Source organism: Enterococcus sp. JNUCC 77 (genome assembly GCF_054819945.1).
The window spans coordinates 54204-77304 of sequence record NZ_JBTHIG010000004.1; the positions used below are offsets into that span (position 1 = coordinate 54204).

Consider the following 23101-nt stretch of genomic DNA (forward strand, 5'->3'; position numbering starts at 1 on the left):
TGGTCGAGTTTTATGCTGTCATCCGTTCGCGGTATTGAAAGGAGAATGAACTTTTAAAAGAAGAAATCGCTGCTATTTTTAAAGAACATCATGGAAGATATGAGGCGATTCGAATAACAAAAGTACTAAATAACAGAGGCATCCTTGTAAATCGAAAACGTGTAGGAAAGCTCCTCCATCAACTCGGACTATACGCCAAAGGGAGTACTTATAAATACAAACACTATAACCGAAAAGCGCCCTCTCTTTTACAGCCCAATCTCATTAACCAAATTTTTCAAGTAACAGAAAAAAATAAAATTTGGCTAGAGATATCACGTATATTCCATTGAAAAAAGGAACGCTCTATTTGTCTGTCTTTATTGATGTCTGTACGAGAAAAATTGTTGGTTGGGCTATGTCACCTAGAATGAAAACCCAACTAGTTGTAGACTCTTTTCTCCAAGCATTTAGAAAAGAACAGCCTAAGCCTGGATTAATTATTCACACAGATCAAGGATCGCAATACACAAGCGCGAAATTTCAAGAAAAAGTAAGAAAAAAAGAGGCAATTTCTAGCATGAGTCGTAAAGGAAATCCTTACGATAATGCCTTAATGGAATCTTTTTATAAAACAATAAAAAGAGAGCTGACCGATGATGCTCAATTCAGAGATATCGACCAAGCTCAAATGGAGATATTTAAATATATTGAAACTTACTATAACACCAAACGAATGCATTCTGCTCTTGACTATCAATCTCCTAGAGACTTCGAAAAGAATTCCACTTATTCTCTTAACTAAGTGTCTAGTTTTTCTTGACAATTCCACCCAAAAAGTTAGATTTTCGGTCTAACGTTTTGGGGTCGGCACACTACATTAGGGAATACCTTTTCATATTTTTTGTCAATTTTATAGATTAATCTTGTAGCTATGGTTTTCTGAATCACTATTCTCTAAATCGAAACTAATTCCATCAATACTTTTTAAATCTTCTTTTCCGTTCAAACCTATATAAAAATAGCCACCTTTTGTTTCATTCAGAGATATTTCCATATCAATTAGTACATCATCAAAACTGATTCCTTTGACTTCTTTGTTTCTACCTAAAAAATTTATTTTAATATTTTGGGGAGTTATCTCAGTCATTTCTGAGCCAGTATTTTTTATTTTATATTTTAAAGATATCAATGTTTTATATTCTTTATCATCTATATAACTAAAATCTGATACATTTACTAACCGTACTTCGTTGATTGTAAAAATAGTATTCTTCCAATCTGAATTTTTTGAATTAACCTTGTAGGTCAATTTGTTTTGTATTATAGGGTCTAAACCATTCGTAATAATCTCTTTAAAAAAATTATCTTCTGAAAGTATTTCTTGTTTTAAATCACTGTTCTTATTTTCTTTAGAAATCTTTTTTTCAGGACTAACTTTTCCTGAAAATTGACTAGTTTGAGAATTCGTACATGCACCTAATATTAATAATAATAGCAATGTACATCCAATTAGTACCTTTTTTTTCTACTCACATTTATTCCTCACCTTTATGATTTGAAATTCTTATTTTCTAATACTTACACATTGAATTGACATCGTCAATAATTATATGTGACCGGAACGTTTATTCATATAATTAAATTAAAATATTGATAATAGTGTACATTAAATTTCTTTTTATACACTACCTATAAATTTTTAGTTATATTGCTTGGATTTAGATACAAGAAGTTCTCCATAGTTTCTTCGTTAGGGAGCTATTCTTATATATATCTTTTTAGTTGTATATTAAATTTTCCATTTGATTTATATAATATTAGTATATCAAGGATTAGAAGTTATTTAATCACTTTTTTCACTTATCTATCATAAAATCTATGTATTTTTCGCCTCTTTCTTTTAAGTTTATTAGTAGGCATAGTTGAATGCAGCGTAGGATTCTTTTCGGTCATTAACACGAACTCTATGTGAAATATTTCTATCCACAAGAATACAACATTTTTGAAATTGCCACCCTGAGAAAAATACTATCTTCAATATCATCATTCAGAATCGTCTGTTAACACAAACAGAAACTCACGAAAATTAAAATATTTCTTTCTCATTATAGGCCGACTTAATATTATATTGAAAAAAGTAAGGATTAACAGGAGAAAAGAGTACCGATGCTAATATCAAAAATAGCAACATTACCAAAGAATAAGAAATGGCCGGTGAAGGCTATTTCAATAAAATCTAAAATATATACCCAATAACCTGATCAATTTTGGCCATATCAGAAATGGATAATTTCTCTATATACTCTACCTTATTATTCCTTGTATCTAAAGACTCTAATTGTGGAATCAATACTTGTCCTTTCACTTCTCCAGAGTCTTTTAGGGTAAATCTTGTTGCACCTGGTTGAATGGTTGCAGTAATTGGACAAATCACCACCAATAATGTGGATTGATTAAATTGATTATTTGAGACGACTAATCCAGGTCGTCTTTTTTTATCTTCTTCCGTTGAACCTGCCTTCGGATTCATCCAGATAATGTCTCCTTTTTTTGGTGTATAAAATTCACTACTCTCCATTTACCTATTCCTCCTGTTTATATTGAGATTCGTCTAACTGACTCTCGTTATATAATTCTCCAATGTTAGATGACGCAAAAGGGTTTTCTACTTTTGGAATTAAAGTAATGGTACCATCTTCTTCATATATAACAATGTACTCTTTATTAGCATCTGGTCTCTTACCTTCTCCAACAGGAAGTGTAAGAACAACTGATTTTCCTTGTAACCTTGATTTCGCTAACAACATATTAAAATCACCTCTTTTATATAAAATATAATATATTTCAAAAATAATCAAGTCACGCATGATATTTCTACTTATCTCAACGAGATTATTTCGGGTTTTTCCAAATTATCCAACGTTACACAACCCTGTTGTGTAACGTTCGTCAAAATAGCTGTATCCTTTGCGGCTCTAAGGAAATCATGACATTTTTATCAGAGTTCTTTTTTATATCCGCTTTTAACGTTACATATTATGTGTTATAGTATATTTAAGTAACGTTAATAGGAGTTGATAAAAATGAAGACTGTTTCACCTATTCGAGATAAAAAAAAAATAGAAGATATGAAAAAAATTTTGCTTAGCACCCCATATGGAGAAAGAAACCTCTTAATATTTTCTATAGGCATAAATACTGCCTACAGGATTTCTGATTTACGTCAATTAAAATTATCTGATGTTTTAGAAGTTTCTCGTGGCCGAATTGTTGTTAAAGATCGATTGGATATGAAAGAACAAAAAACAAGCAAGCAAAACTCTGTATTTATTTCTAATAAATTAAAGAAATTAATTTTAGATTTTGTACAATCAGAATTCCCTAAGGAAATTTCCGATCATGACTTCGATGTGTTCTTGTTTCAGAGTCGCAATGGACAGAATCAACCACTGAGTCGACAAAGTTTCTGGCGAATTATTCATACTGCAGCTGAAACAATCCACTTAAAAAATATTGGTCCTCACTCTATGAGAAAGACCTTCGGATATTTCTTATATAAACAAGGAACAAGAATTGAAATTATTCAATCTTTGTTAAATCATTCTTCCCAGAGGGAAACCTTGCGATACATCGGTATTACACAGGAAGACAAGGATATAGCAGTTAGAAGCTTAGAACTTTGAAGTATTACGAACCAGGAAATATCTATGATATTTTTTTAAAGTGCCACGCTGTGGCAACGCGTTTTTATTACTTGGTAAGGTCAGCCAAATACAGTGAATTCAAAAATACTACTGTATAATAGAAGATAAGTACTATGATTTATACGTGATGGAGCTAATGCTATAGTCTATAAATTTTTCAAAATTAAAGCGATCCCTATAATAAAATTACTCTATAAGATATAAAAAATAGACCAAAAACATATAAGTTTTGGCCTAATTTTTTATATTTCTAATCTCTTCCTATTTCCTATAATAATTATACTTTTTAAGTTAAAGATATTTTCGACAGTTCAATTTCTTTAAGTTATAAATTTAGCGAAAATATTTAGTCAAAGAATCATTTTGGACTATAAAAAGCGATTCCTTCATCTTTCCATCCAAGTCCAATTAACCAATCAGCTTCTTTTTTACTGGAAGTAAATAAATGAGAGCCCGGTCCAGTTGCATTCGGATTAAATACACGATAGATTGCGTCCCCTTTTTCTTTTGGAACCATATAAAAGCCTACAGTTTCTTTCTTCCATCCTTTTAAGGCTACATTATCATATTCTTTTTGATCCACAGTGTAAAAATGCTCTCCTGAATTAGGGTTATATAATCTGTAAACAGGAATTGCTTCTTCATACGAAGATAAAACACTTTGGAATGCCATTCCCTCTGCCTGCCATTTAAGACCCACAATCCAATTATATTCTTCTTGACTTGACGTATACAAATGGTCCCCATCATTTGTATTATATGATCTTAATACAGGTATTAACTTAATACTTTCATCATTATTTTGTACCATAACATTCATAGTTTTATCTAGAACTGCACCTGAAGGATAATGCAAGCGGTAGATCACTTTATAATCTCCTGGTTTAGAAGTATCTACATCATTGTAGATAGCAATAAAGTCATTACCGTAAGGTACTTCTTCATTATCACGATAAGCAGTAGCATAATTTTCTGGATAAAAAACATCTCCAATATTTAAGGTGATATTATCATTAAGCAAGTCTATACGATCATTATTTTGTACCATAACATTCATAGTTTTATCTAGAACTGCACCTGAAGGATAATGCAAGCGGTAGATCACTTTATAATCTCCTGGTTTAGAAGTATCTACATCATTGTAGATAGCAGTAAAGTCATTACCGTAAGGTACTTCTTCATTATCACGATAAGCAGTAGCATAATTTTCTGGATAAAAAATATCTCCAATATTTAAGGTGATATTATCATTAAGCAAGTCTATACGATCATTATTTTGTACCATAACATTCATAGTTTTATCTAGAACTGCACCTGAAGGATAATGCAAGCGGTAGATCACTTTATAATCTCCTGGTTTAGAAGTATCTACATCATTGTAGATAGCAGTAAAGTCATTACCGTAAGGTACTTCTTCATTATCACGATAAGCAGTAGCATAATTTTCTGGATAAAAAATATCTCCAATATTTAAGGTGATATTATCATTAAGCAAGTCTATACGATCATTATTTTTATCGACTGCCCCAGAATCCAGTATTTTTTGTTCTGCAAAAACAGGAGTTGATAAGATAAACTGAGGAAACAATAATAAAGAAATCAAAAAGACATGTAAGTATTTCATAACACACTTCCTTTCACATGATTAACATAATATAACACAAATAACTACTATTATTTATTTAATTTTTTATAAATTATATTATTTAACAAGGATTAAAAGATAGTCATATCCGTTAATGAATAACACTAAACATTTAATATATACATATATTACGATAGATTGAGGGGTTTTTTAAAATAATAAATTCGAAATTAATTGTTATTTAAATTTCGTATATAACAACTTAAAATAATCAATCATGTTGTGAAATTGTAAAATGCATAATTTAAAAATCAAGAGAACAAACTATAACCGAAAAACTTCTGAAAAAGAGTTAATCAAATATGTTGACTACAATAAAAAATGTCAATTACGTAAAAAAATAAAAGAACGAAATTACTTACACTTATGAATAGAAAGCTTAATTGAACAAATTCAGAACATGACTGACAAAAAATTCAAAATTTTGCTGAACATCTATTTATTATACGTCCCCTCACTACCTGAAAAAGAAATTTTTGTACTTTCTATCATTGGGATACGACAGAAAAAAATGAACAACTTTTATACATTTACTCAGATGAGCTCTCTTCAGCTTTATAGTTTACTTCTAAACACTTTTATTTCAGTTTATTAGTTTTTTTATAAAACAAATAAGCACTTATTAATAATAATATTGCACCTACTATTACCAAAATAGATGTAGACTCTCCTGTTTGAGGAAGGATTGTTTGTTTTGCATTTCTATTCTTATGTTGTGACAATCTTGTTAGCTCAGTTGGTTCAGTTGGTTCAGTTGGTTCAGTTGGTTCAGTTGGTTCAGTTGGTTCAGTTGGTTCAGTTGGTTCAGTTGGTTCAGTTGGTTCAGTTGGTTCAGTTGGTTCAGTTGGTTCAGTTGGTTCAGTTGGTTCAGTTGGTTCAGTTGGTTCAGTTGGTTCAGTTGGTTCAGTTGGTTCAGTTGGTTCAGTTGGTTCAGTTGGTTCAGTTGGTTCAGTTGGTTCAGTTGGTTCAGTTGGTTCAGTTGGTTCAGTTGGTTCAGTTGGTTCAGTTGGTTCAGTTGGTTCAGTTGGTTCAGTTGGTTCAGTTTTTTTTACTGTAAATTCATCCATTGCTGATAAATCTTTATAAATCTCTTTTTTTAAATAACTTCCCAAACGCTGATGAACACTGCTACCTTCAGATGTATCATAAAAAGTGCCTAAATTATTTTCTGAATAAGCTTGACTGGACAATTCCATTATCAAATTAGAACCATTAGGAAACCCTTGATAAATGTCCTTGCTAATAAGGATATCAATCTCTCTTCTATCTTTATCAAAAGCAATGTCCACCCCATCTTCATTGGTTATATCAACTTTAGTCTCGTTTGTTTTTAAATATAATGTTGGTTCACCAAACTCTACATTTATATCATTCAAATCAACAGATGAAAACAATGATGAATACGAGATCACAACTTTTGAAGTCGCTTTGTAATTTTCATTATTTACCCTCTCATATTGCAATTCGGTATCCAAATCCATTTTAAGATTTTGCAGTATAACATCTTGGGATATATCATTCATATGATTTATTGCTTCATTTACTAGATTCTGAAGTTCTGGATTCAATTCATAAATATCAGCACCATCACATACATATTTGTTTTCAGGATTTGTGAAGTACCATATAGCTATCTGAGTCATAACAAAATTTGTATTAAACTCATTACTATCAATAACGATTGGATTATTCTCATAATAATTTTTTAGTAACCAAGAAACAGCCATATTATTTTCTACTTCTCCTGAATTAATATAAGTAAGCCCTGGATAAGTTTGAACATCCATATCTAAACAAAATAAAGACCTATTAGGGTCATTTTCTGGAAACTTTCTAATTATGGGTGGAAAATCTTTTTTTGTTTCGCTTTCGTTTAATGGATAAATCAAATCTGAGTATTTACTACTTGCTATATCAATCCCCGTACTTTTTACAACAAAAGCATTCTCATCTGCATAACCTGTAATACTTAAAAAACCTAAAGTTATAAACAAAAAAGAAACTAATATTAATAATTTGTTTTTCATATATATGATCTCCTTTATTTTTAATTGCTATGACCTTTGAATAACAGGCTAAATGACAACATCTGTCATTTAAAATGATTATTGATTTATATAAACAAAATTAATAAAATTTAAATATAGATTAAGATTTTATAAAAATATTTATATTAAGTTATTAATAAAATAAAACGGTGATTGATTTTTCTTAAAAAAAATAAACAAAAAATATAAAATGAATTATAAGGAGCCTTCGTATTAGAAAGAAATAAAAATTGCATAGTTATTAAGAAATGCAATTAAATCGATTAAATCGCTGTTTGTAGCTTTTTTTATGAAGTCACCTAATTTTCCTTTATTAATGGTTTTTTTAGCTGTATACAGGATTCTCCTCAATAAAAGATACTTAACTTTTTATTATTACCTTCACTTTGTAAACACACTTTGAATCTAAAATTTTCTGCTAAATGCGATATAAACAGATATAATATTTAACTATGATTAAATAGTTTATAACGTGTATCCTGTCCACATTTCCTTTACAAATCAATAGATTTTTTCAAGCAATTTATTTCGATCCCTATTTCATCCAACCTATATCCAATCAAAAATTACCAAAATTTAAAAACAATGATAAAAGCTTTCATTTCAAGTCTTGTATTTAATCTCGTTACTCTATACTAAGCTCATTTTTTTACAAATAAATCCAAAATACCTAAGATATCTGTAAAGAAAAGAAAGAAGTGATTTCATAATGAAAGAAGAAAATAATGCACCACAACCAATTCGTAAAAAAGATGGAAAGGGATGGCTAGATTTTGGCCCTCGAGACATTCAAAGGGATATAGAAGGTCCTGATTTTTTAATTCCCCCTGCAACTGATCACGGAACATTGCCTAATATGCGTTTTAGTTATAACGATGTTCGTAATCGACTGGAAGATGGTGGTTGGGCACGAGAAGTTACCAGCCGAGAAATGCCTGCATCTGATAAGGTCGCAGGAGTTAATATGAGTCTAGCACCTGGTGCCTATCGTGAAATGCACTGGCATAAAGAAGCTGAATGGGGATTGATGTTATATGGAAATGCCCGCATAACGGCTATTGATGAGAATGGTAAGACTTATATTGATGATGTAAAAGCTGGTGACATCTGGAACTTTGAAGCTGGTGTTGCACATTCTATTCAAGGTTTAGATGAAGGTTGTGAATTTTTATTAGTTTTTAGCGAGCCTGATTTCTCTGAAAATAATACATTACTAATTACTGACTGGTTAGCTCATACACCACCTGAAGTTGTCGCAGCTAATTTTAAAAAGAAACAATCTGAACTGGAAAGTTTACCGGATAAAGAAAAATATATTTTTAGAGCAGATGTACCAAAAGCTATTGATGAAGTCTCTCGTCCAAATAAAAATGGAGAGGTCCCACACCCTTTGACCTTCCATATTGATACATTGGATCCAATTGAATCAGAAGCAGGACGTGTGTGGATTGTTGATTCAAAAGTATTTCCTGGCTCTCCAACTATATCTGCTGCAATTGTTGAAGTTGAGCCTGGTGGCATGCGGGAATTACACTGGCATCCTAAAGCTGCTGAATGGCAATATTATATCCAAGGCGATGCGCGCATGACTGTATTTAATTCTAATTCATTAGCAAGAACGTTTGATTATCATGCAGGCGATGCTGGGTATGTACCTATGGTGGCTGGTCATTATGTTCAAAATATTGGTAGTGAAAAGCTAATTTTTATTGAAGTATTTAAAAATCCTGATTATTCAGATATTTCTTTAAATAAATGGTTAGCTACGATCCCATCTCAAATAGTGGCAGACCATCTCAATCTCACTAAAGATTTTGTCGAAAGCTTACCACAAGAAGAATCTCCTTCTCCAGTTATTTGGTTTGATCAAGATAAGATTGATGAAGCTTTAAAAAATCCTGATAAAGATTCCATTAATAAAAGAACCCCGGGATTAAACGCGACAGATATTTTTTAAATTCAATTTCCCCTTTGATTCTATGATTGAAGGGGATTTTAATATAATGAAAAGAGATGTTTAAATAATGATGAATAAAGAAATTAAAAGTGGAGAACCCTATATGGAGTTTCCCATGATTGCTTTTTTCTTAGCTGTAGCAGCTGGAAGTATGAGTGGATATACTTATTTTATAGGAAAAGCATTTAGTACAGTACAATCAGGAAATATTATTTTATTAGGTCAATCATTGGCGGAGAAAGATTGGTCACATTTTTTTACTGTGGCGTTAACAGTACTAGCTTTTGGTATCGGAGCTGCAATCACAGCAATCATTCAAAAAGATAGCCCTAAAAACTGGTCGTTCAATGTCATTATTATAGAAGTTATTGTTTTATTCTTATTGTCATTAAACTTGATAAATTCGCAATTACAAACCGTTCATATTTGTATGATTATCTCTTTATTAGCAGGAATGCAAGGAAATGCTTTCCATAGGTTTGGTAAAGATTTAGTTTATGGAAATGTTGCAGTAACTTTGGTTGTACAAAATGCTTTTAGCTTTTTAATGAAATCATTCTTTAACCAATCTGGAGCTGCACATAAAGCTTTTCTGTACTTTAGCATTTTGGTAGGCTTTGGATTTGGAGGTTTTGCGGGAACATTATTGACAAGTAATTTCAATGATAAAGCTTTATTTCTACCGATTATTGTTCTATTGGTAATATATACTTTAGGTAAGAATATAGAATCTAAAACTAACCACACTATTCCTGTTAACCCACAAGGTTAATTTATAAAAAAATAGAGCCAACTGACCAACCGAAGAGAATTTTTCTTTTCGGTTTTTTATTTAAAAAGTAACAGGGAAAATTTTTAATCTTCCTCAGATAAATAGAGCAATCACATGATAGATTAGGATGAAATTATAACTTTTAGTTTTCATTTGAAACGAGGGTTATTTTTTTCACAACAAATTCTAGCATACTCTCTCAAATTATAGTGATTACTCTCCCTATACCTACAGTTGGTACTTTTTTTCAAGAATCCTATTCTAAAGCCTTTTCTTTTAAGCATAGTTGTGTTACTTTTGGGTGTGTATTAAATGGTTTTTTGATTCATACCATTTTTGATCCATGAAGAGAGGAAATAGATTTGGAAAAAAAAAAATATTTTAGTAGTAGTATGGAATCTATAAATGACTTTAATAAAAAATGGTTATGGCCTCCCTATTATGTAACTTGTGATTGTGGTGAAATCATTAGTATAGATTCTGATCATAATAGTTGGACTTGTAAAAAATGCCACCGTATTTTTAAATTAAATTATGGCAAAATTTCTTTAGTACAAGATCAGTTTAAATCGCAGTTTTCCAATACTCCCTATCGTAAGAGAGTTGACTTTGCCAATAAAGACCATTTACGTAATTAAAGAATGAGTCTACTAATTATTAGGTGATATCATTTATTAACAAAAGAGAAAATTGATAAGTGAGGGATAATGATGTTTGTAGCCTATTTACGTGTTTCTAGTGCCGAACAGAATTTGGAAAGACAAAAGCAGCTTATTTCCGATTGGAAACTTGAAAAAGAAATTGATAGCCAGGATGTAATCTTTTTTGAAGAAAAAGTATCAGGAAAAAATGTACAAGAAAGAACGCAGCTTTTACCTGCTTTAGATTATTTGCGAGAACGTGACACATTAGTTGTCACAAGCCTTGACCGTCTAGGACGCAACAGCAAAGACATTAAAGACTTGTTGCAGCGAGTTAGAAGTAAAGGTGCTAATGTTGAAATTTTAGATCTCCCCTCTTTCTCCGGTGTAACTGACGATAGCTTGCGTAACCTATTGTCTAATCTCGTAATAGAAGTATTTAGTTATGTTGCTGAAAGTGAGCGAGTAAAAATTTTAGAACGACAGGAACAAGGGATTGCAATTGCCAAAGAAAAAGGTATTTATAAAGGACGCCCCTTAAAATACCATGCAGGAGCTACAGGACAAAATAAACTGGTATATGATAGAGTGATTGAGATGTTAAACAGTGGTTTTCCAATACTCACTATCGCAAGAGAGTTGAATTTGCCAAGAAAAACCATTTACGCTATAAAAGAGAGAAGCTACTAATTATTAGGTGATATTTATGAATAAGTTACTAAAAAAGAAACAGAGAATGAAATTACTTACTGTTATCAACAGTAATCCCGATTGGTCGAGTAATGAAGAGGCATTGCAAAAAGTACAAAATCTAGCTGAACCTCTATTCGTCAATCGTCCTCCCTTTCCAGAAACAAAATTAGATTGGCAAAATTTCAAAAGAAGTGACTTTTTGTTTTTGTTGTCTTTAGGTTACGGAACCAAAGATTTAGAAAAAATATATAAAGTAAGTCAACTAGTTATTTCCAAATGGCGGGAAGATCAGGGATTTAGTGAACAAACAAAAGAAGAAATTATATACAGGTATTCAAACGAAGTTGTCAAAGCTAGAAAAAATAAAAAACTTTCCGATTATGGTATACAACCTTAAAATGTTTGGTGGTGAGAATATGCAAGCAACAGATAAAAAAGCAATACGCAAAAAAATGTTAATACTAATGAATCAAGATGATAATTGGATTCAAAATGAAGCACTGGCAGAAGAAATACAAGAGTTAGCCATGCAATTGACTGTACCTCCCCCACCTTTGCCAGAACTTCCTAAGAATCATAGAGAAAGAGAGACACTGAGAAGGTCGGACTTTTTATTTTTGGTTTACCATGGTTATAATTCTACTGATATTGCTATTTACTACAGCACCCCTATCACGGCGTTTTCTCGTTGGCGAAAGGCACAAGGATTATACGGATTAACTCGAGAACAAGTCATGAAGAAGTTTTCAGAAGAAATTGATCTAATTAAGAAAAAGAGACAGTTAGCAGATTACGACATATATTTGTAGAAAATTGAATAGTTCTAAAAGAATGCTATTAACTCGATTAAATCGCTGTTTGTGGCATTTTTTATTTGCTCTAAAAATTCACAAAACAAACATACGTTCGGTATAATTTCAATGAAGGAGTGACCTTTAATGATAGATTATAGTAAAGAACCGCTATCCGATTATTTTCTAATCGACATAAAATCCTTTTACTCGTCCGTAGAATGTGTGGATCGTGGGCTTGATCCATTAACCACTAATTTAGTCGTGTTGTCTACTGCTGACGATGTTGGTGGCAATGGATTGATTTTAGCTTCTTCCCCAGTAGCTAAAGCAACCATGGGAATATCAAATGTATCTCGTTTTAATGATCTCCCCTATCCTTTGCCAAAAGATTTAATTTTAGCACCTCCTAAAATGAATTTATATATCAAAAGAAATCTTGAAATCAATAATATTTTTCGAGATTATGTTGCTGATGAGGATTTACTGATTTACAGCGTTGACGAGTCGATTTTGAAGGTAGAGTATTCTCTTAACCTATTTACAGACAGCTGACACGTAGTCATAAGCGCCGACAGCTGGCTAAAATCATACAATCTGAAGTGAAGAAACAAACTGGTTTAGTTTGCACTGTAGGAATTGGCGACAATCCCTTGCTTGCAAAGTTAGCACTAGATAATGAAGCAAAACATAATGATGGATTTGTTGCTGAATGGAAATATGAAGATGTCCCTACCAAAGTTTGGGGCATTAAAAACATGACTGATTTTTGGGGTATTGGAAAAAAAATGAAGCTACGCTTTAGAGATATGGGTATTACCACCATAAAAGAGTTGGCACATGCAGACCCTTGGACGCTGAAATCGCGATTAGGATATTGAGTTTGCAATATTATTATCACGCTAATGATGTAGATAGAACAGCATAATTATTTTATCCGTCTATACCCTTACAATCAGGAATAAAAGAGACACGTATCCAGCCAATTTTTTTCGGTGTTTTAAATCTCATTTATTGTAATAATATTTAAAAGAACAAAAAGAAAAATCGTTCTTCACAGACATGGTTTATATACTTTTCAAAAGTAGAAAAGCATTCTGGTATACTAGTATACTTTTCTACTTTATGAATATTTTAGATTAAAAAAAGAGAGCAAACTTTGCATCACTTGATTAACTCGTTTAAATGATAATCCAAAGCTATGGACAAAAGTGTACAACCATTTCCTACAAATTTACTATTTTTGTGGAAACTGTATATGGTCCTCTTAGCTTGATTTTACTTATTAGGTTTATTTATAGCAAAAGCAGAAAAGTATACTAGTATACTTTTCTACTTTTGGTTTTCGAACTTTTATTTCTTTAATAATTCAGTTTGTAAATCTAACATGGATTTGAAAGCTTCTTGTTGTCGTGTAGTTAATCTTACGCCTACATAGGAATCGACAAGTAAATCAATAATTTCATTCACAGTTGCTTTAGGCATATTTTCTAGTTCCCCTAAAAAGGGTTTTAAGGTATTAATTTTCAAATTAACTAATGGTGATATTTTTTGAGTCATAGTTGCTTTCATTCTTGGATCATTATGACTTTTATTTGTTTTGTTGCTACTTTCTTTTGATTGGTTAACACTTGGTGTTTCTATTCTTCCAAAATCACTATTTCCTTGGATTGATACTTTTTTATCTTTAAGCGTAGTCTTCTTGGAATTCGAGTTATTAATTAATGGTTGAAAGTCTTTCTTCATATTATTGAACTCCTTCCAAATAAGATTCATGCTCGTCTAATTCATCTAAAACATCTAAGAAAATTTGATGTGCTTTCAAGTCCCAACTATCAGGCTTTCCTTTATAGGAATGATTGATTTTGATACCTTCTACATCATATACTTTAAGTCTTTCTTGGTATTTAACTATAGTATCTAAAACATTATTTCCGTATAGATCATGAGCCTGTTTAAGTACCTTATTATCTACTCGTCCACCAGGTCTTAACATACAAGGAATAATTCCTAATACTTGTAAGTTATTAGCATAGTTATCTGCTAGATATTGCATATAAGCAATATAAGTTTGAGCACCATCTAAAGCGAGTTCTTGTGTTTGTAAGACTATTATGCAGTAGTCAGCAGCAATCATAGCATTATCGCTGTAATCGGAAATAGTAGGAGGAACGTCTATATATATACTGTCGTAACTTTCTTTTAACGGTTCAATTAATTCGCTTAAATAAAAAATCTGTTTATCCTCATTATCTGGAAATTTGGACATTAGTATTTTTGATAAGTTCCTAAAGGCAGTATTTGACGCGATCATATCTAAGTTTTCCATAACATTAATAATTTGATCTTCCAAATTACCATTTAGGAATCCATCAGTTACATTTTTTTCAATATTTTCTAAATTACCTGTTTTGGCTAACACTCTTGTTGCATTTCCTTGGGGGTCCAAATCTATTACTAACGTTCTTCTTTTTTTTACATTAGCACTCACATAAGCCAACATAGTAACAGTTTTTGTTTTTCCAACTCCACCTTTAAAATTACCAACAACATATGTCTCACTCATACCATTACCTCCTGTATACTTTCGTTATGTTAGCGAAAGTATACCATAGCAATTTTATTAACACAAGAAAATTATAGCATTAGTAGAACAGTATACTAACGAATATTTTCAAAAAGTTGTTCCAAGTATACTGGTATACTCGTATACTTTTACACTAGTATACTTCAATAATTGTACTTATTTCACTAGCACCATTGCAATAGTTCCAAAATCATATATATATAAGTATACTAGTATACTAAGCAGAAGGTATACTGGTATACTTTAGAAATTATTTAGTATACCAGTATACTGGTATACCTGTATACTATTGATACTTATTTAAAAAGTTTATGTTTACAACGTCAGTAAAATAATCTAAATTGAATTTGACTCAGTTTCGTTTTAGGAAAAACCAACTGATAACAGACAAGGAGTTAGAAAAATGGATCACTTTAAATATTTTACGGACAAAAGAATCTATAACGAAATATATTACCAATTTCCAAAGGCTTTTGTCGAAAATAAGACTTATCGAAAATTAAGTGATGGTGCTAAGATTGCATACATGCTTTTGAAATCCAGACTAGAATTAGCTATGTTAAAAAATTGGAAAGATGAAAATGGTCATGTTTATTTTGAGTTTACCAATACCGAGTTACAAGAAATGTTAAATTGTGGATCACAAAAAGTTTCTCACTTAAAAAAAGAATTAGAAGAATTTAGTTTACTTAAGCAGCAACGCATGGGATTTGACAAGACAACAGGAAAAAATAAAAAAAATCGTTTATATTTAGCAGAATTGGAAGTTACAGAAAATGACATTTATTTAATGCAAAAAAGAGAGGAAAATCTTGCTAATAGCGGACTTGTGAAAATCACAAGTCGCATTAACGATAATCAAAGTGCTAAAGATCTTGCTAGTAGCGGACTTGTGAAAATCACAAGTCACCCTGATAATGCTGAAACCCTTGATAACAGCGGACTTGTGAAAATCAAACAAGAACTTAATAATAATAACATAGATACTAATAGACACTTAATAGACACTGAAAAAGACAACTTACAAAATCAAATTTTGCTAGAAAACTTTGTCGAAACTTGCCATAGTTCTCAGATACCGACTTTTATTCCAGATAAAGTTTTACAGCTCATAGCTACTTTCTCACCGACGTATGAAATAGCTAGGCAAACTGTTAAAACGATTCACAATGCAAAATACAAGGCAGAACAACAAGCTGGGATCACAATTGTTTTTGAGGAGTTAGAACAACAAGGGATAAAAGCAGAAGCTGAACTCTATCAAACATTACTAAAGGCATATCAGAAGAATAAAACAGAAAAAGTAAAGGATATCCAGAACCTCATTTTTATTTATGTACGTAATTGGTTTATTGAAAAACCAATAGCTCTTATTCAACAAGATCAAAACCAAGAATCCTTGCCAGACGTAAGTATGGACAGCTGGCTGTAGATTAAAAAATAATTAAAAATCATGTGTTGAATAACGTTTTTTCTAATGTTTTTTTGTTTTTCGTTATTGTTGTATAAGTATTAGTATTATGATAAAATAATGATAGAAAGTGATTGCTAGGTTGTTGTTCATTTGTTTGTTGGTAAGAATAGTCTGTTTTGCACAAAAAAAAAGAGAAAAACGATATTTTAAATCGGTTTCCTCGGTGAAAATGAAATTTATTGTTTGCAAAAAATATTTTGTGTGGTATTCTTGTGGCAATGAAACGACTGAAATACGAAAACTAAAATAGTTTTTGTATTGCAAATATAATCGCTTGTGGTGGACGTAACTTGTTTACCACAAATAGCAGAGCCCTTACTACCTCTACCAAACAAGGATTGGCGTCCTTGAATGGATCATAGAAGTAGCAAGTGCCGATACAGGAATATCGGGTTACGCTCCGCTTTGTTACAGATTGCTCTGCAACAGTCTAAATAATATCATATTTACAGGCTTTAGAATACTTTTTTTAGATATTTCTTTAGGGGTTCTTGTAAGAAATCAGAAAGTTTCAAAGGCAAAATTTATGATTTTTTAGATAAGCAGAATAAGATGTGACAAAGTTAGGAGGCTGACACGATAATGTGTCAGCCTCTTTTTGTGGTCATGGAATAAAATTCATGTCTAGCATAAGCGATTATATTTTTTGAGGGAGAAGTTTTGTCAGTCAAAATTTTTAATAAACTCGCAACGATTGATAAAACTTCTCGCTTGACAGTTATGTAATTCACTTGACAAAAAGAACGTATGTTCGATATAGTGTGGATTAAGCTTGATATGAAAGCAATCATAATATTCATTTTTTAAATTTCTAATGAAAGGAAAAAGGGTGTTGGTATGCGAAAACAAATTGGGATTGCCGATATTAGCCGTTTTGGAAAAAGATTAACTGTTTATGAACCGCCGTTAAAAGTTGAAGATCAAAACGGTACCTTTCGAAAAAAAGACGGTGTGTTAAATATTTTGTAAAGGGCTGGAATGCTGAAAAAGTAGAGGACTATTACATTGGGGCTAAGAAACATGAAAATATTCTTGAAACAGTCTCAATCAAAGATATCTATCCACGAATTAAGCATGTCTATGATGAAAACCGAGTATTAATTGCTAGAAGAACAGCATTAGGACAGCCTTTACTACTTACAGGGAAAGGCTTCAGTAAATACATTAAAACAAAGTAGAGATCCAAAATAATATTTTCTCTTTTTTCGTTTGCTTGAAAAATATGTGGCGAAATTGTGGCACTTGGAGAGTAAAGAATTGAATAGGAGTAGGCTTAGGCGACGTACAGCATAAAATAATCAGTATTGATTTCAGGCAGTATTCGTCTTTGGAAAGGGGTTTCGGTTCCTTTAGCAAACGCAACTATCCAGGACTTTTCGACAATGAACACTTGCAATGAAAGTAAGTGGTAAACACCAAGGAAAGCAATTTTCAAAGCAATACATAGCACCCTGCCTAATCAGAGCAGCTACTAAGGGGGGAGGGTTCACGCACAATCAATGAAAAACTTGATCAGGTTTCCGGTAATGGGGAAACGCATAGTATCCTAGAAACATTTAGAGGGGTTCATGTCGTATGCTGCAAATACATTAGAGCACTTGCCATGACGTTACGAAAGTAATCGAGCATTTACCGTTGTTCTATAGGGTTCTAGTTACGGACGCCAAAAAACTAGTCGAAATTATTTATGTATGATTTACAGTTTTCAACAAACGAAAAAAGAGAAAACACGTTTTATTTAGCAACAAAAGATTTCTTGTAAAGGGGTGAAATAGCCAATGAGGGATTGGGTAGTACAAGTTTTAAGAGTTGATGGTGGCGTTCGTTTTGAATCATTGACTCATGGAACAGAGAGACAAGCAAAGCTGTTACTAGCAACTTTTGAACATAAAGCAGGGTATTCATTTAATCATTAGGAGGAACAGGAATGAGAAAAAAGTTTAGTTTAGGTGAAGTAAAAAAACGATACAAATTGTATAAATCAGGGAAGCGTTGGCTTGTAGCAGCAACCGTATTTGTCGGTCTGTTAGGTCTAGGGAGTGTCTCACAGGCAGACGAAATAAGTTCCACACAAACACAAGATTCAGCTGTAGCCACAGTAGAAAGCACCATAGACAGTGTGTCTGATTCTGATGTGTCTGACGTACCTATCACAGAAGGTGAAAATCCACAGCCTAGCGAAGACGAAATCGCAAATGCAAACGGCGGAAACATTATTCAACCTAGCGAACAGTTCCAACAAGAACAAGAAGCTAAAGCCTATCAATCGAGAGCGGTAGATCAATTACCAATCTATCAAGCTTACAATCCAAACAGTGGGGAACATTTCTTTACCCAAAGCAAAGCTGAAAAAGATGGATTAGTTAAGGCAGGTTGGAGAGATGAAGGAGTCACCATGTACGGTTCCTCCTCAGGAAATGCTGTTTATCGTGTATACAATCCCAATACAGGCGAACACCACTATACCACTTCAACTACAGAAAAAAATGGTTTAGTAAGAGCAGGTTGGAAAGATGAAGGTACTTCATGGTATGCGCCTTATGATGGAGCAGCCGTTTATCGGTTAGTCAATCCAAATGCAAAAGGAATTGGATCTCACTACTATACGACGAATACCTCAGAGCGAAAATGGCTGATGGATTCTGGTTGGAAGAGTGAAAGTATTGCATGGTTTAGCGTAGGATCAAGAAGCAAAGTAGATAAATTAGTAGATTGGTTTTATGTACGTCAAGATATAGGTATTACTTACAGCATGTTGATTCCTCAAAGAAATGGTCCAAAGCAATATGACTGCTCAAGTGCCGTGTATTCAGCATTAATTGAAGCAGGCTATTTACCACAAGGAACAACACTAGGAAATACCAGTACCTTATCATGGTTAAATGGCAGCGTCCTTACTGAAATTTCAAGAAGTGAAGTTCGTAAGGGAGACATTTTTATTTCAGGTGATCAAGGCAATTCAAACGGTGCAGCAGGTCATACAGGCATTGCTTCCAGTAACACTACAATTGTTCATTGTAATGGAGCTGATAATGGCATAAGTGAAACACAGATTGAAGGGCGGACAGGCCCTACACCGACAAAGTGGTATCGCTTGAAATAATTTCATTTTAAAATGAAATTTTGTTATAATTTAATAATTAGAACGCTTCAAACTGTTAACAACTATATCAGCAAATCTTCCAACAATTAAGCAAAAATTGGGGATTCAGCTAGAAGGAGAAAAAAATGAAAGCAAGAACAGTATTAGGAAACGTTGTTTTAGGTATAGGCGCAGTATTGGCAGTGGGAGTATTTGCCAGTACCAACGCACAAGAAACAGAGGCAACAACATTGTACCGTGCATACAACCCGACGTCAGGGGAACATCTATTTACGACAAATACGATTGAAATTCCGTATATTTCGCAATTTGGTTGGAGAGACGAAGGGACAGCATGGGCGGTACCAAGTTCCGGTGAACCAGTTTATCGTATGTTAAATCCCAACACAGCAGATCACCACTACACATTAAGTGCTAGTGAACGAGACAACTTGAAAATCAAAGGTTGGCGCTATGAAGGGGTAGCATGGTATTCAGGTGGAAAAACAGAAGTATTCCGTATGTACAATCCCAATGCAAGAACAGGGACCCATCACTTTACAACAAATGGGCAAGAATGCGACTACTTAGTTCGCAAAGGTTGGAAGTATGAAGGTGTCGCTTTTTATAGTGGGACTGATGAAAAACCAGTAGAACCTGAAAAACCAGTAACACCGACACCAGTTGACCCAATCGGCAATAGCGGTATTTTAGAAAAAGATATGGATACTGCAGGAGATAAAGCAGAAGTAATGTGGAATGATCCAAATAGTGATTTTTATGTGGGTTGGTTTATCTTACATGAAGATCCTATGTCAACAAAAGGCTGGGCATATATTATTGAACCTGTAAAAATGACTAACGGCGAATATTGGTACACAGTTAAATTTTATTTATATGATTCGGCAACAGGGCAAGAAATTAAATAATCAGATATTTTAAAGCACTTAGAGAAAACTCTAGGTGCTTTTTTATATATAAAAATATAAGAAATGGAGGAAACACAATGAAAAAAGGTAGAATTTTAAGAACCAAACTGGCGACTATTGCAATGTTATTGTCAGTTGGGGCAAGTACCTTTGTAGCACCAGTTGCTTCTTTGGCGGAAGTAACTACTCAATCAACGACTGAGAGTGTAAAAGAATCGACCGTTGACAGTTCTTCAAAAGAGGAGAACAAAAATAAAAAGAATACGGAGGAATCTAAATCTCAAACTAATAATAGTGTTGAGGAGAAAGTAACTACAGAAGAAAAAACTGTAGAAAGCCAACCAGTAGAACGTGTTGCTAATCAAGCTCTTACGTCAGATCAAATTCAACAATTGGCAGAGCGCGAAGGAGCAGCGAAATACAATACAGCTGGTTTAAGTAATGAAGAAATTGAACAATTAGGACTGGCTATTTTCGGTGAATATCAGCCAGCTGGTGCCTCAGTCACTATGAAAAATGACAATGGCGAAGAAGTAAATATTCCTTTCAAAATGAAAGCCATGACTCGTGCTATTGCTAGTTCTAATTCGTTTAATATGAATTATGTATTGACTGGCCATGGAACAACTTCACGCTACCCGATTATGAATCATCACTATATAGGTTCGCGTTATGCCTATTGCATCGACCCAAATGTTTTGTTTGGTAACGGTTCAGATTACACATCTAAACCTATGGACATCTCCAATCAAACGTATAAAAATATTAATGATGTAATGAATTTTGGTGCAAAAGACGCTTCCGATGATGTAGCGTCAGGGTATACTCAGTTATTAGTGTGGTCTCGCTTAGGTTGGGATGTTACAGAAGTAGGCGGAATTGGTAATTTAGAAGGATTCAAAGCCTATCAAGCTGATGTTGAATCTAAAATGCAACAGTGGTACAGACCTGCTTCTTTTGATGGACAAACAATTAATCTTAAAGTTGGAGAATCAACTGTACTGATTGATAATAACAATAGCATTGATTTAATGAACGTTACTGCTAATAATACCGGTGTTGAGGTTACTAAAGAGGGTAACAAGTTAACATTGAAAGCAACATCTGATTCTGTTAAAAGTGGAAACGTCAAACTTAGAAAAACTTCTCCTTTAGCTGAGACAGCTCTAATTTGGTCATCTCCTAATGAGCAGACAGTAGCGACTGCTGGAAACTTAGACCCATCTTCAACAGATACAAATGTCAAAGTAAATATCATTAAAGAAGGAAAACTTACTTTAAAGAAAATTGATGAAAATGGCAAAGCAATTGCTGGCGCAAAATTCAATATCACTCCAACATTGCCAGATGGTAAAAAACAAGCAACAAAAGTTTACACTACTGACGCAAAAGGTAATTTTGAAACACCTGTTTATGAAGAAGGCACAAAAATTGATTACGAAGAAATCGCAACAATCGCAGGACATTACATTGACCCTGCTACTTCTAAAGGAACAATTGTCATTAAAGACGGTGGAAACGAACTTGTGGTGAAAAACCCAACAGTGAAAGTTGCTTTAGATTCACAAGCAAGTAATGTTGATGGTGCGCAATTTGTTAATCCATTAAAAGACCAAAAACTACGTGATGAAGTCATGATTGACGGTCAACAGTTGCCTGAAAATGCACAATTACGCTTAACAACTGATTATGTTGAATTTGGAACTGGTAAACAGTTAGGCGAAGAATCATTGAAGAAGACAGAAGAATTTACTGCTAAACAAGCAAAATTTGTTCATAATGTTTATTACGATTTTAATGCTGAAGGCATGAATGGTAAAAAAGGTGTATTTACAAATGAATTAGAATACTACAACCCATCAATTAAAGAATGGGAAAAAGTAGCTTCTCATAGTGATTTAAACAATGAAGCAGAATCTATTCAATTTGTAGAACCTAAAATCCACACTGAATTTTTCGCTTTTGACAACAATAATAATGCAGTTAAAAACCCTGACCCATTAGAAAAAGTAAGCGGTTATGACCGTGTGTATTATGAAAACTTAATTTCTGGTCAGCCTTATCAATTTGATTTATCAATCATGGATAAAGAAACTGAAAAACCATTTACTGATCCATTAGGTAAAGAAGTAACAGGAACTTTGAATATTGCTGCTGGTAAAGATGGAGAAGTTACTTCTAAAATTCTTGCCAAAGACTACTATACAGCTGCTAAAGAGTCTAAAGACAACGCAGACACTGAAAAAGACACAGATAAAGCAGACAAAGAAACTGCTAACTCTGGTTCAAAAGTAGAAGCTAAAACTCTTGAAGCAACAACTACTGACAAAGACACAACTGAAACCGATGATACAGCTACAAAAGAAGAAAATGACACGGCTACTGAATTTTCTAAATTAAAAGAAGTAACGTTATTAACTGGTTATGTAGATGTACCGTTTAAAAACTTAGATTTATCACAAGCAGCAGGCAAAGTATTAGTTGCTTATGAGTCTTTATCGTCTAAAGGTACAGAACTAACAAGCGAAAAGAACATTGACGAAGTGAAACAACAATTAACTGTCAATGTCCCTACAACGCCTGTTAAATCTTCAACAACAACTAGATCAATCCCTCAAACATGGGGATCATTAAGCGATATGCAAAAAGTTTTAGCCGCTGTCGTAATGCTTGCAATTGTTGGAGCAATTGCAACTGTATTATATCTTAACCGCAAAAAAGAAGTAAAAGAATAAGCGGGAAGGCTATAAACAAAGAACCAAACTTTCTCACTAAGCGCCTGAAAGGGCGCTTAGT

Annotated in this window: 20 protein-coding genes and 2 pseudogenes; 15 read left to right on the top strand and 7 right to left on the bottom strand. The window is 32.9% G+C overall.

The features are described from left to right. Positions 1-41 precede the first annotated feature (41 nt). A pseudogene (locus tag ACVWNY_RS18790) lies at positions 42-784 on the top strand (IS3 family transposase); the annotation flags it as partial. Between the two features lie 108 nt (positions 785-892). Here ACVWNY_RS18790 and ACVWNY_RS18795 read toward each other — a convergent pair. The 3 genes from ACVWNY_RS18795 to mazE all read right to left on the bottom strand — a co-directional run bounded on the left by ACVWNY_RS18795 (position 893) and on the right by mazE (position 2789). Then, entirely contained in the window at positions 893-1480 is a 588-nt protein-coding gene (locus ACVWNY_RS18795; protein WP_454072480.1) for a hypothetical protein, read from the bottom strand. Between the two features lie 738 nt (positions 1481-2218). Further along, entirely contained in the window at positions 2219-2560 is a 342-nt protein-coding gene (locus ACVWNY_RS18800; protein WP_454072481.1) for a type II toxin-antitoxin system PemK/MazF family toxin, read from the bottom strand. A 4-nt stretch (positions 2561-2564) separates the two neighbouring features. Beyond that, positions 2565-2789 carry a type II toxin-antitoxin system PemI/MazE family antitoxin gene (gene mazE, locus ACVWNY_RS18805; protein ID WP_454072470.1) on the bottom strand — a complete coding sequence of 75 codons (225 nt, stop codon included), beginning with the start codon at positions 2787-2789 and terminating at the stop codon, positions 2565-2567. Between the two features lie 276 nt (positions 2790-3065). Here mazE and ACVWNY_RS18810 point away from each other — a divergent pair, with 276 nt between their 5' ends. Further along, positions 3066-3665 (top strand): tyrosine-type recombinase/integrase, encoded by a 600-nt coding sequence (locus ACVWNY_RS18810; RefSeq protein ID WP_454072482.1) that lies wholly within the window; start codon positions 3066-3068, stop codon positions 3663-3665. A 379-nt stretch (positions 3666-4044) separates the two neighbouring features. Here ACVWNY_RS18810 and ACVWNY_RS18815 read toward each other — a convergent pair whose 3' ends face one another. Together ACVWNY_RS18815 and ACVWNY_RS18820 are read right to left on the bottom strand one after the other, a co-directional pair. Beyond that, a complete protein-coding gene (locus ACVWNY_RS18815; RefSeq protein WP_454072483.1) occupies positions 4045-5310 on the bottom strand; it encodes a hypothetical protein in 1266 nt (421 codons plus the stop codon). A gap of 599 nt (positions 5311-5909) precedes the next feature. Further along, positions 5910-7358 (bottom strand): Cys-Gln thioester bond-forming surface protein, encoded by a 1449-nt coding sequence (locus tag ACVWNY_RS18820; protein WP_454072484.1) that lies wholly within the window; start codon positions 7356-7358, stop codon positions 5910-5912. Positions 7359-8088: 730 nt separating this feature from the next. On the opposite strand from ACVWNY_RS18820, the gene ACVWNY_RS18825 reads away from it, so the two are divergent. The 7 genes and pseudogenes from ACVWNY_RS18825 to ACVWNY_RS18855 all read left to right on the top strand — a co-directional run. Then, complete coding sequence (locus tag ACVWNY_RS18825) at positions 8089-9336, top strand: oxalate decarboxylase family bicupin (protein ID WP_454072485.1); 1248 nt, start codon at positions 8089-8091, stop codon at positions 9334-9336. 67 nt (positions 9337-9403) lie between these two features. Further along, complete coding sequence (locus ACVWNY_RS18830) at positions 9404-10108, top strand: YoaK family protein (protein ID WP_461211770.1); 705 nt, start codon at positions 9404-9406, stop codon at positions 10106-10108. A 362-nt stretch (positions 10109-10470) separates the two neighbouring features. Then, the gene (locus ACVWNY_RS18835; protein WP_454072487.1) at positions 10471-10746 is read left to right on the top strand and encodes a hypothetical protein; all 276 of its coding nucleotides are present in this window, start codon (positions 10471-10473) and stop codon (positions 10744-10746) included. A 72-nt stretch (positions 10747-10818) separates the two neighbouring features. Beyond that, positions 10819-11439, top strand: a complete 621-nt coding sequence (locus ACVWNY_RS18840) for a recombinase family protein (RefSeq protein WP_454072488.1) — start codon at positions 10819-10821, stop codon at positions 11437-11439. 16 nt (positions 11440-11455) lie between these two features. Then, entirely contained in the window at positions 11456-11839 is a 384-nt protein-coding gene (locus tag ACVWNY_RS18845; protein ID WP_461211771.1) for a hypothetical protein, read from the top strand. 19 nt (positions 11840-11858) lie between these two features. Beyond that, positions 11859-12251 carry a hypothetical protein gene (locus ACVWNY_RS18850; RefSeq protein WP_454072490.1) on the top strand — a complete coding sequence of 131 codons (393 nt, stop codon included), beginning with the start codon at positions 11859-11861 and terminating at the stop codon, positions 12249-12251. 129 nt (positions 12252-12380) lie between these two features. Beyond that, positions 12381-13155: pseudogene (locus tag ACVWNY_RS18855) on the top strand (Y-family DNA polymerase); the annotation flags it as partial. A gap of 431 nt (positions 13156-13586) precedes the next feature. On the opposite strand, the gene ACVWNY_RS18860 reads toward ACVWNY_RS18855, so the two are convergent. Together ACVWNY_RS18860 and ACVWNY_RS18865 are read right to left on the bottom strand one after the other, a co-directional pair. Continuing rightward, positions 13587-13979: a hypothetical protein gene (locus ACVWNY_RS18860; protein ID WP_454072491.1), complete on the bottom strand. Its 393-nt coding sequence runs from the start codon at positions 13977-13979 to the stop codon at positions 13587-13589. 1 nt (position 13980) lies between these two features. Next, positions 13981-14799, bottom strand: coding sequence for an AAA family ATPase (locus tag ACVWNY_RS18865; RefSeq protein ID WP_454072492.1), 819 nt, complete (start codon positions 14797-14799; stop codon positions 13981-13983). Positions 14800-15223: 424 nt separating this feature from the next. Between ACVWNY_RS18865 and ACVWNY_RS18870 the strand changes: the two genes are divergently transcribed. From ACVWNY_RS18870 to ACVWNY_RS18895, 6 genes are all read left to right on the top strand, one after another. Beyond that, a complete protein-coding gene (locus tag ACVWNY_RS18870; RefSeq protein WP_454072493.1) occupies positions 15224-16252 on the top strand; it encodes a replication initiator protein A in 1029 nt (342 codons plus the stop codon). 879 nt (positions 16253-17131) lie between these two features. After that, positions 17132-17263 carry a hypothetical protein gene (locus ACVWNY_RS18875; protein ID WP_454072494.1) on the top strand — a complete coding sequence of 44 codons (132 nt, stop codon included), beginning with the start codon at positions 17132-17134 and terminating at the stop codon, positions 17261-17263. Positions 17264-18072: 809 nt separating this feature from the next. Continuing rightward, positions 18073-18210 (top strand): hypothetical protein, encoded by a 138-nt coding sequence (locus ACVWNY_RS18880; protein WP_438721341.1) that lies wholly within the window; start codon positions 18073-18075, stop codon positions 18208-18210. Positions 18211-18221: 11 nt separating this feature from the next. Beyond that, the gene (locus ACVWNY_RS18885) at positions 18222-19397 is read left to right on the top strand and encodes a peptidoglycan amidohydrolase family protein (RefSeq protein ID WP_454072495.1); all 1176 of its coding nucleotides are present in this window, start codon (positions 18222-18224) and stop codon (positions 19395-19397) included. Between the two features lie 125 nt (positions 19398-19522). Next, positions 19523-20305 (top strand): hypothetical protein, encoded by a 783-nt coding sequence (locus ACVWNY_RS18890; protein WP_454072408.1) that lies wholly within the window; start codon positions 19523-19525, stop codon positions 20303-20305. 77 nt (positions 20306-20382) lie between these two features. After that, positions 20383-23040, top strand: coding sequence for a VaFE repeat-containing surface-anchored protein (locus tag ACVWNY_RS18895; RefSeq protein ID WP_454072496.1), 2658 nt, complete (start codon positions 20383-20385; stop codon positions 23038-23040). The last annotated feature ends 61 nt before the right edge of the window (positions 23041-23101 follow it).